We start from the raw sequence: 16,607 nt of genomic DNA, 5'->3' as shown, positions 1-16,607 counted from the left end.
GAAGCCAACGGAGAAACCGGCAATGTATGGTCTGATCGGCAAGATGCGGGCGACGCGCGGCCAGCGCGACGCAATGATGGATGTCCTGCTGGCCAGCACCGGCGCCATGCCGGGCTGCCTGAGCTACATCATCGCCACTGATCCGGCCGATGCCGACGCGATCTGGGTGACCGAGGTGTGGACCGACCAGGCAAGCCACAAGGCTTCGCTGCAATTGCCGGAAGTCCAGGCGGCGATTGCCAAGGCGCGGCCGATCATCGCCGGCTTCGAATTCCAGGTGGAGACCCAGCCGGTAGGCGGCTTCGGCCTGCCCGCCATCAAAACCGACTGACGCCTGAGCGGACGCATTTTTCGCCGCCGCGGGGTTCGCATCTCCCCTCTTCGGGTCTAAGACCGAAAAATGGATTCCCTGCCAGACCAGCCGACCGTCGAACGCATGGCGCGGATACCCAAAGCCTGGCAGTGGCTGGCCCTCCTGATCTTCTCGATCCTGTTTGCCGGCGCGCTGGAATTCGCCGCCTTGCCGGCGGCGCTGCTGATCGGGCCGATGCTGGCGGCGATCCTGGCCGGCGCCAACGGCGCCACGGTGCGCGTGCCGCGCCCTTTGTTCGGCGCCGCCCAGGCGATCGTCGGCTGCCTTGTCGCGGCTTCGATCTCTGCGGACATCTTTCCGGTCTTCTACAGGGAATGGCCGCTGTTCCTCGGCACCGTGGTGGCGACCGTTGCTGCGTCAAGCCTGCTCGGCTGGCTGATCAGCCGCTGGCGTATCCTGCCCGGCACCACCGCAGTCTGGGGCTCATCGCCGGGCGCGGCCACCGCCATGGTGTTGATGGCAGGCGCATTCGGCGCCGACCAGCGCCTCGTTGCCTTCATGCAATATCTGCGCGTCATCTTCGTCTCGATGACTGCCGCGCTTGTCGCAAAGATGTGGGTCGACACATCAGGAATCGAGGTCCCGGCCGTCATCTGGTTTCCGCCGATCGATCCAACAGCCTTTGCCGCGACACTTGGCGTGGCGCTCGTCGGCAGCCTCATCGGAAAGCTGCTCAGGCTGCCGTCGCCCTTCTTCCTCGGCACCTTCGTGTTCGGCACTGCGGTGCATCTCGGACTAGGCGTGCCGATGCAGTTGCCGCCCTGGCTGCTTGCCCTCGGCTATACGATGATCGGCTGGACGATCGGCCTGAATTTCACCAGGGCAATTCTGCGGCACGCGACGCGGGCGCTGCCGCAGATCGTCGGTTCGATCATCATCCTCATCGCCTTCTGCGGCGGTCTCGGCTTCATGATCAGCCATGTGCTCGGCATCGATCCGCTGACCGCCTATCTGGCGACCAGCCCCGGCGGCATGGATAGCGTCGCCATCATCGCCGCCGCCGCACAGCACGTCGACATCTCCTTCGTCATGGCGTTGCAATCGGCACGCTTCCTCGTCGTGCTGCTGATCGGGCCAAGCGTGGCGCGGCTGGTGGCGCGAAGTCTGAGGGAATAGAGGGTAATCTGCGGCTGCAGAAAGACCTGCGGCGCTGTCACCTAATTGGATCAGGCGCCACGCAATCTGCTCGCGGCCGCTGAAGGACCAGCCCAGTCGCTCAGGAATGCGTCGGGCAGTATAAGAAACGCCAGTCGTTCGGCCCCACAGTCGTTCGGCCCCACTTGCCTCTCTTTGGCTGCTCCTGTATGAAAACCGCCATGATCAACCGCGCCACCTCCGTCGCTTCCCGTCAGACCGGCTTTGCTGGCGAGACCGTGCGCGCGCTTGCTTCCGCTCTGCTGCTTCTCGGCCTTATCGGCGATCGCCGGGTTCGCTGAAGGAGCGCCCGGCGGTCGAACCGCCGCTCACGCGCATGCTCCTTGGCCAGTCTCAAAATTGGCAAGTCACATCAAGCGGATGAACATCTGGTAAAGGCGCCGCTCGGCACCAAATCCGCCTGAAGGCGGATCCCGCGAGCCGCCGGGAGAGACGACAATGAACGCACGAGAAGAGATCCGCGCAGACAGCGGGGAGATGGGCAAGGATGCTCGGGGCATGCCGGAGGCAGCCCGAGGCATGCCGGAGGCAGCCCGGAAATATCAACCTTACCCGACGGTCGGTCTCACCGACCGCATTTGGCCTTCGAAGGTCATCGACAAGGCGCCGATCTGGTGCTCGGTCGACCTGCGCGACGGCAACCAGGCGCTGATCGACCCGATGGGCCACGAGCGCAAGGCGCGCATGTTCGCCCTGCTCCTCGACATGGGCTTCAAGGAGATCGAGATCGGCTTCCCGTCTGCCTCGCAGACCGATTTCGATTTCGCCCGCTGGTGCATCGAAGAAGGCAATGTCTCAGCCGATGTCTCGCTGCAGGTGCTGGTGCAGTGCCGGCCGGAACTGATCACCCGCACCTTCGAGGCGCTGCAGGGCGCCACCAACCCGATCGTGCATTTCTATAATTCGACCAGCGAATTGCAGCGCCGCGTCGTCTTCGAGAAGGACGTTGCCGGCATCAGGCGGATCGCCACCGATGCTGCCAAGATGATCACCGACATGGCGGCGAAGGCCGGCGGCGGTTATCGTTTCGAATATTCGCCGGAGAGCTTTACCGGCACCGAGCTCGAAGTGGCGCTGGAAATCTGCAACGCCGTCACCGAAATCGTGAAGCCGACGGCGGATAACAAGCTGATCATCAACCTGCCGTCCACGGTCGAGATGTCGACACCCAACATCTATGCCGATCGCATCGAATGGATGTGCCGCAACCTCGACAACCGCGAGAACCTGCTCATTTCGCTGCATCCGCACAACGACCGCGGCACCGGCGTCGCCACCACCGAGCTCGGCCTGATGGCGGGCGCGGACCGCGTCGAAGGCACGCTGTTCGGCAATGGCGAGCGCACCGGCAATGTCGACATCGTCACGCTGGCGCTCAACATGTACACGCAAGGCGTCGATCCCGAGCTCGACTGCTCCGACATAAACCGGATGAAGGACGTCTACGAATATTCGAACCAGTTGAAGATTCCCGAACGCCATCCCTATGTCGGCGAGCTCGTCTACACCGCCTTTTCCGGCTCGCACCAGGACGCCATCAACAAGGGCATGAAGGCGTTGCGCAAGGCCAACACGCCGTACTGGGAAGTGCCCTATCTGCCGATCGACCCGGCCGATGTCGGACGCAACTACGAGGCGATCATCCGCATCAACTCGCAGTCCGGCAAGGGCGGCATCGCCTATGTGCTGCACGCGGACTACGGCCTCAACCTGCCGCGCAACCTGCAGATCGAGTTCAGTCAAGCGATCCAGGCGATCACCGACGCCGAAGGCAAGGAGGTGCCGGCCAAGCGCATCTACGAGCGCTTTCTCGAAACCTATGTCGATCAGCCCGGCGCGCGGCTGAAGTTCCTCGACCACCACACCTATCCGGACCTCGAGACCAAGGGCCGGCGTGCGGTGGAGGCGGTCATCCTGGACAGGGGCAAGGAGGTGACGATTTCGGGCTCGGGAACCGGCCCGATCGACGGCTTCGTCGACGCGCTGTCGCGCCATGTCGGCGTGCCGATGTCGGTGCTCGACTATTCGGAGCACTCCATGCAGCGCGGCTCGAATGCCTCGGCCATCTCCTATGTCGAGATGGAGCATCCCGGCGGCAAGCTGTTCGGCGCCGGCATCAACACCAACATCGTGGCCGCTTCCCTGGAAGCCGTCGTTTCCGCCGCCAACCGCATCGTCGACCGAAAGGTCGACTAGAGCAATTCCAGGAAAAGTGCGTAGCGGTTTTCCGTCCGGAATTGCGCAAAAACAAATACTTAGAGCGGTTCGGCGGTCCATCAAAAAGCTGAACCGCTCTAGACAAGCTGTCGAAAGCTAACAGCGCTGGAGCAAGATGAACCCACTTCTTGCTCTGGTCTTTCGCGCCGTTAACCACCAGAAAATTATCCGGTGGGGTACGCGATCGCATAATGGCTGCATGCTTGTATGGCAGGGCAGGCCCTATATGATTGCGTCTTAACCTGTGCCGACTTCGAAAGGATCGACACTTGCAGCATGCCACGCCTGCCGCCCCCGCAGTGCGCGAGACGTTGGAGCGATTGCTAGCCAGCGAAACGTTCGGGAGATCCGAACGAGCGCGTAAGCTGCTTCGCTACCTGGTCGAACGCGAGCAGGCAGGCGAAGCCGACAAGCTCAAGGGCTTTTCCATCGCGATGGATGTTTTCGGCAAGGACGGCGATTTCGATCCGTCGACCGACGCCGTGGTGCGGGTGCAGGCGGGCAGGCTGCGCGAACTTCTGCAGCATTACTTCGCCAATGAGGGTGTTGCCGAGCCGATCCGCATCGCCATTCCGCGTGGCGGCTATGTTCCATCCTACGAACTCAACGCGATCCGCCTGCCGGCCGAGCCGAAGCCGGAGGAACACACCGAGGCGGCTGCCACCTTGTCGGGATCGCTCGAGGAACCCGGCATGGCCGCAGGTCCCGCATCGTTGATGTCCCCTGTCGTTCGCGAGCCGGCACCGTCGCTGCTGCGCCATCTCCAGTTCTTCTGGCTGGCGATCGCTCTGGTCATCGCCATGCTGGGCGTGCTGATCCTTCGTCAGGGAAGCGGCGCATTGCTGGCGGGAAGCGAAACCGCGTCGACGATCGAAAATGCGGTGGCAACCGGCAGCATTGCGCCATGGGCTCCGATTGAAAGCCTTCCGCTCGTCTACATTGCGGTGAAAACCAACAGCGCCGAGGCTGCCCGCGTCGCGGCATCGCTGCGCGCCGGCCTCAGCGGCTTCGATACGGTCACCTTCATCGGTCGGGACGCCGACGGCCCGCCCGATCCGGTCACCGATGCGATCAGCTTCGTATTCGATGTCTTGCCGGGACCAACGGCAGGCGATGTCACTCTGGAGCTTCAAAGCGTGGCGACCGGACGGGTCCTGCTATCACGCAACTTGACTGCCGCCGACAGCACACCCTCCGCCGTCGAGGACAGTGTCGCCGGCATTTTGAGTTCGGCCGTTCCCGCCTCTGGCACGATCTACAACTATATCGAACAGAGCGGTCTTCAGACCGGCCTGACGGAATGTCTGCTGCTCGACGACAAGTACTATCTCGACCAGGGCGCGAAAACCCATGAGGATGCCTATCGCTGTCTCGAAAAACTGATCAATCGGAATGCGAAATCGTCGCTCGTCTATTCGGAGCTGGCGACCCTGCATCTCGAGGCGGCCACAGATCACTACGCCTATCCAGCCGGCGCAACGCTCGAACAGGCGATGTCGCTTGCCCGTCGCGCCGTGCAGATGGGGCCGACCAGCCCCTATGCGCACCGTGCCTATGGCTATCTCAATTCCCGCCTCGGCAATTCGGAGGAATCGATCCGCTGGATGCACAAGGCCTACGAACTCAACCCTTACGACCTCAGCATGGCGGCAGCTTATGCCTATGGGCTGATTTTCGCCGGCAGGTACAGGGAGGGAACACCGATCCTTGCTCACGCCGCCGAAACCTCCAGCGCGCATCCGCCCTGGTGGGACTACGGGCTTTTCGTCGGGCAGTTCATGGCGGGCGATATGAATAAGGCCGCGCTTGCCAGCGATGCGCTGCAAGCGACGCCGACGAAATCGCACTATCTGGCTGCGCGGCTGATCGGCGCGAAGGCAACCGGCCGCAATCAACTGGCGCATGAACTCGTGGACGAGATGACTGTCAAATTCCCGAAATTCGCTGCCGATCCGCGCGCGACCTTTGTCGAGCGGAGATACCCCGCCGATCTAACCGATCGGCTGGTCGAAGCGTTGCGTGCCGCCGGGCTCGGCAATGCCAGCTAGATTTCTGAATTAGCATGGCTGATCGCGAAAATTTTACTGGCCATCGGCTTGGACAAGGCGCAATCCAGCCACAATCTGGAATTTCGCATCCTGTTTGATTTTGCAATAAAACCATAAAATTGCATGATTTCATCCCTTTACGCTGCCGAACGGGGCGCCGGTCCGAAGACGGTTGTGTTCCTGCATGGCTTCGGCGGTTGCCACGACGACTGGCACGAGGTGATTTCGACACTGGCACTTGGTTCACGGACGCTGGCCTATGATCTTCCGGGCCATGGGCTATCCCTCGATTTTCCGGGTGACGGTCCGGCCAAGGCGGCCGCCCGGGCCGTTCTTGCAGACCTCGCCGCACGCAGAATTAGGAGGGTGCATCTCGTCGGCCACTCGATGGGCGGAGCGGCGGCAGTGCTGATGGCATTGGCCGAGCCCGAAAGGATAGCGTCGCTGACGCTTCTGGCGCCGGGCGGATTTGGGACTGAGATCAACGGCCAGCTGTTGCGCCGATACGCCGCCGCTGCCGGCAAGAGCGAACTTCGCGCCTGCCTCGCCGCCATGTCCGGACCGCAAAGCCTGCCCTCGGAGCGCATCGTGGATGTGCTTGGCGAAATGCGTGCGCGTCCCGGCCAGTTGCAGAAACTTGTCGAGATCGCGGGCGCCATGACTAGGGACGATCGGCAGGGCGTCATCCCGCGCGAACGGCTCGAAACGCTTGATATGCCGGTGATGGTGGTTTGGGGGACAGATGACGCGGTGCTGCCCTTCACACAGGCCGATGGACTACCGGCGCATTTCCACCTGCACCACGTGTTGGAGGCCGGCCATATGCTGGTCGAGGAAGCGCCCGGCCTGATCGCCGAGATCGTCCGCCGCAACATGAAACGCCGCGCCAGGCCGCTTCGTCCAAACTCCGCCTCCGAGGCGAACTGATCAGTCCCTGTCAAAGCGCGGCTTCGGGCCGGATTTGGTCCGGCAAGCCGTCTATCGATCTCGCAAGTGCATTTTGCTGCATTTTGCCGACGGCTGTGTTAATTCGGTGTTAACCAAACCCGCGAGGCAAACGCCGATGAAGGATGCAGGCGAGAACATCACCCAGATCGATCAGTCGCGAAAACTGTCCGACGCCATTCGCGATGTGAAAAACGCCTTCGCCGACCGCGACGACGTCGTGATCGACATGCGCGAGGCGCATCGCATGCGGCTGGAATTGCTTGCCGCCGAACTCGCGCCCATCTTCGCCGACGTGCCCGCCGACATGGACAATTTCGACTTCGCCGTCTCGTCCGGACTGCAGCCGCGCCTCTGGATCGACGCCGTCAGCCATGTCGCCATGGGACGCGACCGCCGCACCTATCGCTTCCTCAGGGATACGCGCATCGGCCGGGTGGTGCTCGCCGAATCAACCGAGATGAAACCGGTTGCCGATCAGGTGATGCGCTACGTCGCGGAGCGCGTCGTCGAACGCCAGAGAATGATGGAAGGCGGGGTCGAGCAGGCTGTCGCCGGCCTGAAGCGTGCCTTGGTCCCGGAAGCCGAGCCGCCACTGCGATCCGTCCCGCGCGGCAAGCGTTGGTCGGCGTTTCTCTCCGGTCTCGGCCTGATCGCCGCAGGCGCCCTGGTCGGGCTGGCTGTATCGATCGTGTTGTTCTGGGACCGCCTTGTTGCGATGGGACTGAGCTTTGGACCATGATCCTGAACCGAAGGTCCGCGTAGCAAAAAGTGGAAACCGGTTTTCGGAAAAGATCATGGTCAAACAAAAAGATAGAGCTCCATCCCAATTCTATCGGATGGAACAGGCTCTAATGCATGTCGCGCAAAAGTGCGCAGCGGTTTTGCGATAACGACATGTATAAAACAACAACCTGAAGCGCGTCGCGCGAGGCCGATCGAACACGACGCGCTTCAGGCCATAGCGTCCGCGCCAAGCTCCAGAATCTCCAGATCGGAAGGCGGGATGGCCGGCCCGGTCAGGCCACGTCGCGTCAGCCTGATCCGCCAATTGTCTTTTTCGCCATCGATCTCCAACAGATTATATTGCGCCGCCGGCCGCCTGCCGCCTGGCGCCTGCCCTGCGGCGGCGACACCGACCACTGGAATTTTGGCGCCGCGCCCGTTGATGGAGAACAGCGTCGGCTCGTGAGAATGGCCGTGCAGCACAAGCTCGGCCCCGTGCCGCTGAACGACCTTGTGGAAGCGGGCAATGCCGAACAGCCGCTTGGGCTGCGAAACGGCGCCGCGCACTGGCGGATGGTGGATCATGATCACCCGGAACAGTCCGCGCTTGGCCGTAGCATCGAGCACTTCGCGCAGCCTTTCCGCCTGGTCTTCCAAAAAGAAGCCGTTGGCCATGAACGGAGCCGTGGCCCGCGCCGTCGTCACACCGATCAGCGCGACGTTGCCACGCACGCGCAGATACGGAAAGGCGTCGCGGTCGATCGGCGTATTGACGCCGTCGCCGGTCATCCATGCCGTCCACGACCGGCAGGCCTTGTCGAAGGCGCCAGGCACATAGGCGTCGTGGTTTCCTGGAACGACCGACACATCATCGGGAGAACCCAGCGTCTCCAGCCAGTGCTTGCCCATCTCGATCTCGCCATCGAGCGCCAGATTGACCAGATCGCCGGTGACAGCAAGGTGATCCGGTGCGCTCGCCTTGATATCGGCGACGATCGTGTCGATGACGGCATCGCGCATGTGACGGCGGCGGTTGCGCTGCCAGTTGACGTAACCGACCACGCGCTTGGAGGCGAGATCGCGATAGGTTACACCGGGAAGCGGCCCCAGATGGATATCGGAAATATGCGCGAGCCTGAACATCCTCTCTTCATAAGCGACGCGCGCGCTGCTTTCCACCCACGGTTTCGTGGGTGATGACGCGGCCCGATCCGGAGCAAGCTTTCCGCCAGGCCGGCTGGCCAGGTCTCAGGGCAAGGCTGTTTCATCTGTATTTCGTGCTGCGGCGGCCAATGACGCTCGGGGTGCGCGGCTTGATCCACGACCGCACGTCCAATTCCGTCTTCCTCATTCGCCACACCTATGTACCGGGCTGGCAGCTTCCCGGCGGTGGCGTCGAGCTGGGCGAGACAATGATCGAGGCGCTGGCGCGCGAGCTCTGCGAGGAGGGCAATATTGCATTGACCGCGCCGCCGTTGCTGAAATCGATGCATTTCAACCGTCGGACCAGCCGCCGCGACCATGTCGGCCTCTATTTGGTCGAGCAGTTCAATCAGACGGCGCCGAAGCTGCCGGACCGAGAGATCGCCGCAGCCGGTTTCTTTCCGCTCGACCGCCTGCCGGACGGAACGACGCCGGCCACGTTGCGGCGAATCGCCGAGATTTTTGGCGGCGCGACGGCGTCGCCCTACTGGTAGGTCACGCTGCCTTCCTGAACCGCGCCCGATCATGCGGCGCGGCGTAGTCCAGTTCCGGTCCGACCGGCACGATGTGCGTCGGGTTGATCGTTTCATGGCTGCCGTAATAGTGCGCCTTGATGTGGTGCAGGCTCACCGTGCCAGCGACGCCCGGGACCTGATAGAGGTCGCGCAGATAGTTCGACAGGTTCGGATAGTCGGCGATGCGGCGGAGGTTGCACTTGAAATGGCCGACATAGACCGGATCGAAGCGAACCAGCGTGGTGAACAGCCGCCAATCGGCTTCGGTGATGCGGTCACCGACGAGATAACGCTGGCGAGACAGGCGATCCTCGAGTTGATCGAGCGCCGAGAACAGTTCGCCAAACGCCTTTTCATAGGCCGCTTGCGTCGTGGCGAAGCCGGCGCGATAGACGCCGTTGTTGACTGAGGGATAGACCAGCGCATTGACTGCGTCGATTTCGCGGCGCAGTGCCTGCGGATAGAAATCGAGGCTGGCGTCGCCCCATTTGTCAAAGGCTGAATTGAGCATCCGGATGATCTCGGAGGACTCATTGGAGACGATTGTTTGTTCTCGCCTGTCCCACAGAACCGGCACCGTCACGCGGCCGGAATAGGCGGGATCGGCCTTGGTGTAGATCTGATGCAGGAAATCGAGGCCGTAGAGCGTGTCACCGGTGGCGCCGTCCTCGGCCAGGAATGTCCAGCCGTTGGCGCCCATGAAATGATGGACGACCGAGACCGAAATCACGTCCTCCAGTTTCTTCAGTGCTCGAAAGATCAGCGTCCGGTGCGCCCAGGGACAGGCAAGCGAGACATAGAGATGGTAGCGGCCCGGCTCGGCCTTGAAGCCGCGCTTGCGGCCTTCGGCCGGCGTACCGTCAACGGTGATCCAGTCGTGCCAGTGCGACTGCGCCCGCACGAACTCGCCGTCGCTGCCCTTGGTGTCGTACCCGCGGTCCTGCCATTTGCCGTCGACAAGCAATCCCATGCGATGTCCTTTCGTCTTCATGGGGATGTAGGCACATACCGACGATGCGGAAATCGCCAGGCGTTGAACAGTTCGTCAATCACCAGGGCAGCAAACGAAGGGCGCCAGGCGAAACGGCCGATTGCAGTGGCTGAAGATTGATGCTAGCGGAAAATCCGCATGTTCGACTTTGCCTTGATCCGGTTCGACCGACGACGAAAGGGCGCCCGCGCTTGATGAAGCGCTGACCGGCGAACGCTGCCGTTTGCAGCAAACCTTTCCCCGTCTCTACCGGAACGCAAAGACCATGAGCCTTGCCGACGTGAAATACCTGCCGGAAAATCCGGCGCATGACCCCGAAATCGAAGCCATCAACGACGAAGCCTTCGGGCCGGGCCGTTTTGTGCTGGGCGCCTACAGGATCCGCGAGGGCGGCCCGCATGAACGCGCTTTGTCCTTCGTGGCCGTCGATGACGACATCGTTGTTGCCTCGGTGCGCATGACGCGCATCGCGGCCGGCGCCGGCCGTGCGCTTATGCTCGGACCGCTTGCCGTGCGGCCGGCCTTCAAGAATCTCGGCATCGGCCGCCGGCTGGTGACGATCGCACTGGAAGCCGCCGCCAAGGCCGGCATGCCGGCCGTGATGCTCGTCGGCGACGAGCCCTATTACGGCCCGCTCGGCTTCAAGAGAATTCCGCGTGGGCAAATCTCCATGCCGCGCCCGGTCGATCTCGACCGGCTTTTGTCGCATGAGATCGTGCCGGGCGCGATGGCACGGCTGGTGGGCGAGGTTTGCCACGCCGATCAGGCAAGAATTGCCGCGCACGTCGCCGCGATGGCGTGACCATCCGGATGCTGTTGCGCCGTCCTGTTGGGCTTCGTAGCATGTGCCCGGCAGGATGGAGGACGCCGGCATGAACCCGAACGGCCAGATTGCGATCGTCACCGGCGGCGGCTCCGGCCTCGGCGAAGCGACGGCGCGTGCACTGGCCGCGAAGGGCGCCGGCGTTGCCATCCTCGACCTCGGCATCGAGCATGCGGCGAAGATTGCGGCCGATATCGGCGGCATCGCCATCCAATGCGACGTAAGCAGCGCCGACGGCGGTGCTGCTTGCGTGGCGGAAGTGGCAAAAAAGCTCGGCGAACCTCGTATCCTGGTGAATTGCGCCGGCATCGCCATCGGTATGAAGACGATCGGCAAGGACGGTCCGCACCCGCTCGACCAATACCGCAAAGTGATCGAGGTCAATCTGATTGGCACCTTCAACATGATCCGCCTCGTCGCCGACCGGGCCGCGAAGCTTGAGCCGCTGGAGGGCGGCGAGCGCGGGATCATCGTCAACACGGCATCGGTCGCCGCCTATGACGGTCAAATCGGCCAAGCCGCCTATTCAGCCTCCAAGGGCGGCGTCGTCGGCATGACGCTGCCGGTTGCGCGCGACCTTGCCCGGTCGGGCATTCGCGTCTGCACCATCGCGCCCGGCATCTTCAAGACGCCGATGATATCAGGCATGCCGCAAGAGGTGCAGGATTCGCTGGGCGCCGCGGTGCCCTTCCCGTCCCGTCTCGGCGAGCCTTCCGAATATGCCGCCCTTGTGCTGCACATCGTCGAAAACCAGATGCTCAACGGCGAGACCATCCGCCTTGACGGCGCCATCCGCATGGCGCCGAAGTAGCCGATCATGAGTGCCGAAGTCTCGCCGCAGGCGAAGACCGGCCCGCTCGCCGGTCTGACGGTGATCGAGATGGCCGGGATTGGACCGGTGCCGCTGGCCGGCCTGATGCTGTCAGAGATGGGAGCCGAGGTGCTGCGCATCGAGCGGATTGGGTCGACCCAGCCGTTCCTGTCGCTACCGGATGAATACGACATCGACCGTCACGGCCGCTCCATCCTGCGGATTGACCTAAGGCGCTGGGAAGGCGCCGAACTGGTGCTGCGCCTTGCCGAAAAGGCCGACATTCTGGTCGAAGGGTTTCGTCCCGATGTCATGGAGCGGTTTGGTCTCGGGCCGGATGCGGCATTGGCGCGCAACCCGGCGCTGATCTACGGCCGCATGACGGGATTCGGCCAGGACGGACCGCTATCGGGTCGTGCCGGCCACGACATCACCTACCTCGCCTATTCGGGTGTGCTGCACGCCATCGGCCAGGAAGGAAGCCGGCCAGTCCCACCGCTCAACCTCGTCGCCGACTATGGCGGCGGCGCCGTGATGCTGGTTGCCGGCGCACTGGCCGCCCTGTTTGAGCGTTCGCGCTCCGGCAGGGGCCAGGTGATCGATGCCGCGATGATCGAGGGCGCTTCGATGCTGGCGACACCTGTGCACGCCTTGATGGCGGCGGGCCTGTGGAGTGACACGCGCGCCGCGAACCTGCTCGATTCCGGCGCGCCCTTCTATGACACCTATGAGACGGCGGACGCACGCCACGTCGCCGTCGGCTGCCTTGAACCCCGGTTCTTCGCTGAATTCGCAAGACTGCTGCCGCTCGACGAGCGTTTTGTGCGCGGCCAATACGACAGGAATTTGTGGCCGCAGATGCGCGCTGCCATTGTCGATCGGGTCGGGCAGAAGACACGGGGCGACTGGGACCGTCTCTTTGCTGCGACCGATGCTTGCGTTGCACCGGTTCTGTCGTTGCGGGAAGCCAGGGATCATCCGCACAATCGCGCTCGCAACGCCTTTGTGACGTCGGGTGCGCTTGAGCGCCCCGCCCCGGCGCCGCGCTTTTCGCGCTCCCGGCCGACGCTTGCCGCCATGCCGGCCGATCACCATTGTCAGGCGGCGACCGTGCTGGCACGCTTCGGCCTTTCGGAAAGCGAAACTGAGGCCCTTGTCAAATCCGGTGTGATAGGTTGATAACCGGAGAATAAAAATCAGCTTAAGACGGGTGGATTTTGGCCGACCGAAAAAAGGACGTGATCCGCGAGACCGACGCCGAAGCGATCAGGCTGGCGAAGACGCTGATCCGCAGCGCCCGTTTCGGCGCGCTGGCGGTGATCGAGCCTGGGACCGGTTCGCCGCTGGCCAGCAGGGTTGGTGTCGCCACCGATATCGACGGCGCGCCGCTGATCCTTGTATCGATGCTGTCCGCCCATACCGGCGCGATCCTTGCCGACCCGCGCTGTTCGCTGCTTGTCGGCGAGCCCGGCAGGGGCGACCCGCTGGCGCACCCGCGGTTGACGCTCGTCTGTCGGGCAGCACGGCTTGAGCGCGGGTCCGGCGAGCATGCCCGCGCCGAACGGCGCTATCTCAACCGCAACCCCAAAGCGAAGCTCTATGCCGGACTTGGCGACTTCTCGATCTTCCGCCTCGAGCCGGAGCGGGCCAGTCTCAACGGCGGCTTCGGCAAGGCCTACTTGCTCGAGCGCACCGATCTGGTCACGACCGCTCCGATCGTCGAAGACCTTGCCGCTGGTGAACAATCCGCCCTCGACCATATGAATGCCGACCATAGCGACGCAATTGCCGTCTACGCGCGCCATTTCGCCAAGGCCGCAGGCGACGGCTGGGTCATCACCGGCTTCGACGCCGACGGCATGGACCTGGCATTGGGCGACGATGTCTGCCGGGTCTTCTTCCCCGAGCCACTGAGGGCGGCGCGTGAGCTCAGGCATGTTCTGGTCGACATGGCAAAGACCGGCCGAGTTGCAGACGAAACACAGTCCGACAGTTAATCGTGTCGGGTCGAAAGCAAGTCTTGAGGTTTGAGTGAAATGTACTACCCTTTCTCGGTAGCGTTGAATCGCCAGCGCACATTCGCGAGTGAGTCTATGGAATCAGACGCTATTGCCCCCATAGCGCCGGATGAGCAGGAAGGTGTGGGGGATCGATGGTCTCGAAAAAGCTAATCGCCAATGCCGAATCAGCGGCTGCGTTTCTGACGCTGATGGGCAACGAGAAACGACTGTTGATCATGAACTATTTGGCCGACGGTGAAATGTCGGTCGGTGCTATCGCCGAGAAGGTTCTGCTCAGCCAATCCGCCCTGTCCCAGCATCTGGCCAAACTGCGGGCGCTCGATCTCGTCGAGACCCGGCGCGACCGGCAGATGATCTACTATTCCTGCAAATCCGATGCCGTGCGCGAACTTCTCAACACGCTGGACGGGATTTTCGGCGAAGGTGAGTTGTCGCAGATGGCGTACCGCCTGCGTCGCTCCGGGACTTGACCGGGCCAATGCATGTCGCCCAAAAGCCTGCTCTTGAGCTTGACCCGAGGGTGCGAAGCGGTTTTGGCTGACGGTTCTTAGAGCGACTTGCGTCCACTTGGACGCAGGAAGTACTTTGGATCCACGCATCGAGCTGTCCGAAAACCCACTGCGATTTTCGGGGCGATGCGTGTCCGCCGAGGCAAGCATGCGCCCCATTCGTATCGAAGACCCGCAAGACCCGCGCGTCGCCGCCTATCTCGACATCCGCGAGCGCGATCTTGCCGGCCGGCAGGGCCGCTTCGTCGCCGAAGGCAAGGTGGTGCTCGAAATGCTGCTCGCGGCCAAACGCTTTTCGGCCGAATCGGTGCTGGTACTCGAAAACCGGCTGGCAGGCCTCGACGGAACCCTGCGCAAGGCACCCGCGGACCTTCCGGTCTACGTCGCGGCCAGCGAGGTGATGGACAGGATTGCCGGCTTTCACATGCATCGCGGCATATTGGCGATCGGCCGCAAGGGCGCGGCGCAGCCTGCAGAGGCCTTGCTTGACACCTTGCCCGCCCGCGCGTTGATCGTCGTGCTGGTCGGCATCGCTAACCATGACAATATGGGCTCGATCTTTCGCAACGCCGCCGCTTTCGGCGCCGATGCGGTGTTTCTGGACGCGACCTGTTGCGATCCGCTGTACCGCAAGGCGATCCGCGTCTCGGTCGGCGCCGCGCTGAAAGTTCCCTTCGCCTCCTTCACTGAGACCGTCAGCTTCACCGCGGCGCTCGACCGGCTGGGCTTCGGCCAGTTCGCTTTGTCGCCACGCGGCCAAACCGGCATCCGCGATGCGAAAGGGACTGAACGGCTGGCGCTCTATCTCGGCACCGAAGGGGAAGGCCTGCCCGAAAGTCTGCTCGCCCGCCTGCGGACGGTGCGGATCGATATGGCAGAAGGCTTCGACAGCCTGAATGTCGCCGCCGCGTCAGCCATCGCCTTACATCATTTTTCGGCAAGCAGGACCTGAGCCGCAGAAGACAGCATCACTGCCTGGGCTCAATGCGCCGATTCGGCCTTCTGGAGCGCCCGCACGCGATCGGCAAGGCTGCGTTCGCCGCTTCCCGGTGGGTTGGGTGCCGCAAGAGCCTTTGCGATCGGCGACTCCGGCCCGTCGAGCTTCGCCGTCAGGGCGACGACTTGCGCCGCCAGGTCGCTCATCTGCTCACGCAATGCAGCGCTGGCGCGGCGCGCATCGTCGCCGCCTTCGGATTTGGATGCCCCGAAGGCGGCAAGATCCGTTTTCAGTTTCTTGTTCTCGCGGGCCAGTTCCGTCAGCCTCGCCTCCAACCGCTCGCGGTCGTTGTCGAGCTTGGCGATGGCTTTTTGGGTGTCGTCCTTGACGGCCGCATCGGCCTGACTGCCTTGCACTCCGACGAAACGCACCGCGGAGGCGTTTTCCACGCGTTCGCTTTTCGACTTTTCGCGAAGCCGCGCGATTTCCTTGTCGCGGCGGTCAAGCTTGTCCTCGCGATCGGCAAGCGTGGCGAGCAGGCGCTCGACCTTCTTGTCCAGTTCGCCGGTCCTTTTCTTCTCGGCCTTCAACGCGTCTCGTGCGGCCTTGCTCTCGGCCGCGATCTCCTGTTGGCGCCTGTCCGCCTCCTTGCGCTGGCCACGCAGCACCGAAATGTCGTCGGCCAGCTTTTGCAGTTCGGACTCGCGCGCCACAAGTTCGATCTGACGGCTGCTCGAAGAAAAGCTGGCGTCGTCATACATGTGCTCCAGTTTTTTCAGCTCGAGCACACGCTTTTCCAGGGCATGCTCGGTTTGAGCAAGTCGATCTGACAAAAGCTGCAACTGGTCTTCGCGCTGCCGAAGGTCTTCGCCCTTGGCCTCGAGTTCGGAAACGGCCTGTTTCTTGTCCTTCCGCTCGAGCGCCAGCTCCTTCAGTGCCTCGCGGCCGCGGCTGATCACGACAAGCTGTTCGGCCGATTTCTCACGCAGCGACTTGACGCTCATCTCGAGCCGGCGCGTCGACATGGCGAACTCGGCGCGGATGCGATCCTTCTCCGCCTGGATCTCGGCCAGCGTCAGCGGCATCGAGCCCTCGACGCGTTTGCGCGTCAGCATCACGGCCCGCCGCCAGATGGCCGGGGCAATCATCAGCGCCACAAAGCCGGCGCAGAGAAAGCCGAGGACAAAGAACAGGACCGACTGAACCAAGGTGACTATCCGTTATGGACGGCAAACAACCGTAAGCGACTGTGCCACGTTCGCATGACGGAATTCCAGCGCTGCGGCAAGGGTCTGCCGCAGCAATGTTCAGATCGTCGACCTTGGAGCCAGTC

General features: G+C 62.9%; 16 protein-coding genes. 13 read left to right on the top strand and 3 right to left on the bottom strand.

Annotation, left to right across the window (positions count from 1 at the left end; genetic code table 11):
- The first annotated feature begins 22 nt into the window (after window positions 1-22).
- The 6 genes from AC0NIE_RS11435 (at window position 23) to AC0NIE_RS11410 (ending at window position 7,480) form a co-directional block, all read left to right on the top strand.
- Window positions 23-331 carry a putative quinol monooxygenase gene (locus AC0NIE_RS11435; RefSeq protein ID WP_473486839.1) on the top strand — a complete coding sequence of 103 codons (309 nt, stop codon included), beginning with the start codon at window positions 23-25 and terminating at the stop codon, window positions 329-331.
- 69 nt (window positions 332-400) lie between these two features.
- Window positions 401-1,489 (top strand): AbrB family transcriptional regulator, encoded by a 1,089-nt coding sequence (locus AC0NIE_RS11430; protein WP_473486840.1) that lies wholly within the window; start codon window positions 401-403, stop codon window positions 1,487-1,489.
- Between the two features lie 516 nt (window positions 1,490-2,005).
- Window positions 2,006-3,724 (top strand): 2-isopropylmalate synthase, encoded by a 1,719-nt coding sequence (gene leuA / locus AC0NIE_RS11425; protein ID WP_473486880.1) that lies wholly within the window; start codon window positions 2,006-2,008, stop codon window positions 3,722-3,724.
- A 290-nt stretch (window positions 3,725-4,014) separates the two neighbouring features.
- Complete coding sequence (locus tag AC0NIE_RS11420) at window positions 4,015-5,793, top strand: tetratricopeptide repeat protein (protein ID WP_473486841.1); 1,779 nt, start codon at window positions 4,015-4,017, stop codon at window positions 5,791-5,793.
- Window positions 5,794-5,916: 123 nt separating this feature from the next.
- Window positions 5,917-6,720 carry an alpha/beta fold hydrolase gene (locus AC0NIE_RS11415; protein ID WP_473486842.1) on the top strand — a complete coding sequence of 268 codons (804 nt, stop codon included), beginning with the start codon at window positions 5,917-5,919 and terminating at the stop codon, window positions 6,718-6,720.
- A 136-nt stretch (window positions 6,721-6,856) separates the two neighbouring features.
- On the top strand, window positions 6,857-7,480 hold the full coding sequence (locus AC0NIE_RS11410) for a hypothetical protein (protein WP_123149347.1): 624 nt from the start codon (window positions 6,857-6,859) through the stop codon (window positions 7,478-7,480).
- A 212-nt stretch (window positions 7,481-7,692) separates the two neighbouring features.
- Here AC0NIE_RS11410 and AC0NIE_RS11405 read toward each other — a convergent pair whose 3' ends face one another.
- Window positions 7,693-8,607 (bottom strand): metallophosphoesterase family protein, encoded by a 915-nt coding sequence (locus AC0NIE_RS11405; RefSeq protein ID WP_123149405.1) that lies wholly within the window; start codon window positions 8,605-8,607, stop codon window positions 7,693-7,695.
- Window positions 8,608-8,660: 53 nt separating this feature from the next.
- Here AC0NIE_RS11405 and AC0NIE_RS11400 point away from each other — a divergent pair, with 53 nt between their 5' ends.
- Window positions 8,661-9,161, top strand: coding sequence for an NUDIX domain-containing protein (locus AC0NIE_RS11400; RefSeq protein ID WP_473486843.1), 501 nt, complete (start codon window positions 8,661-8,663; stop codon window positions 9,159-9,161).
- Between the two features lies 1 nt (window position 9,162).
- On the opposite strand, the gene AC0NIE_RS11395 is transcribed toward AC0NIE_RS11400, so the two are convergent.
- Window positions 9,163-10,152: a glutathione S-transferase family protein gene (locus AC0NIE_RS11395; protein WP_473486844.1), complete on the bottom strand. Its 990-nt coding sequence runs from the start codon at window positions 10,150-10,152 to the stop codon at window positions 9,163-9,165.
- Between the two features lie 286 nt (window positions 10,153-10,438).
- Between AC0NIE_RS11395 and AC0NIE_RS11390 the strand changes: the two genes are divergently transcribed.
- From AC0NIE_RS11390 to AC0NIE_RS11365, 6 genes are all read left to right on the top strand, one after another.
- Window positions 10,439-10,975, top strand: coding sequence for a GNAT family N-acetyltransferase (locus tag AC0NIE_RS11390; RefSeq protein ID WP_473486845.1), 537 nt, complete (start codon window positions 10,439-10,441; stop codon window positions 10,973-10,975).
- 70 nt (window positions 10,976-11,045) lie between these two features.
- Window positions 11,046-11,807 (top strand): 3-hydroxyacyl-CoA dehydrogenase, encoded by a 762-nt coding sequence (locus tag AC0NIE_RS11385; protein ID WP_473486846.1) that lies wholly within the window; start codon window positions 11,046-11,048, stop codon window positions 11,805-11,807.
- Between the two features lie 6 nt (window positions 11,808-11,813).
- On the top strand, window positions 11,814-12,986 hold the full coding sequence (locus AC0NIE_RS11380; protein ID WP_473486847.1) for a CaiB/BaiF CoA transferase family protein: 1,173 nt from the start codon (window positions 11,814-11,816) through the stop codon (window positions 12,984-12,986).
- A gap of 38 nt (window positions 12,987-13,024) precedes the next feature.
- The gene (locus AC0NIE_RS11375) at window positions 13,025-13,804 is read left to right on the top strand and encodes a HugZ family pyridoxamine 5'-phosphate oxidase (RefSeq protein WP_123149343.1); all 780 of its coding nucleotides are present in this window, start codon (window positions 13,025-13,027) and stop codon (window positions 13,802-13,804) included.
- Between the two features lie 155 nt (window positions 13,805-13,959).
- On the top strand, window positions 13,960-14,298 hold the full coding sequence (locus tag AC0NIE_RS11370; RefSeq protein ID WP_123149342.1) for an ArsR/SmtB family transcription factor: 339 nt from the start codon (window positions 13,960-13,962) through the stop codon (window positions 14,296-14,298).
- A gap of 187 nt (window positions 14,299-14,485) precedes the next feature.
- Window positions 14,486-15,289, top strand: coding sequence for a TrmH family RNA methyltransferase (locus AC0NIE_RS11365; protein ID WP_473486848.1), 804 nt, complete (start codon window positions 14,486-14,488; stop codon window positions 15,287-15,289).
- Window positions 15,290-15,318: 29 nt separating this feature from the next.
- Here AC0NIE_RS11365 and AC0NIE_RS11360 read toward each other — a convergent pair whose 3' ends face one another.
- On the bottom strand, window positions 15,319-16,482 hold the full coding sequence (locus tag AC0NIE_RS11360) for a coiled-coil domain-containing protein (protein WP_473486849.1): 1,164 nt from the start codon (window positions 16,480-16,482) through the stop codon (window positions 15,319-15,321).
- Between the last annotated feature and the right edge of the window lie 125 nt (window positions 16,483-16,607).

This window comes from Mesorhizobium sp. WSM4842, assembly GCF_055901575.1.
Note: the sequence above shows the minus strand (reverse complement) of the source record. Positions and strands in the feature narration are given on the sequence as shown.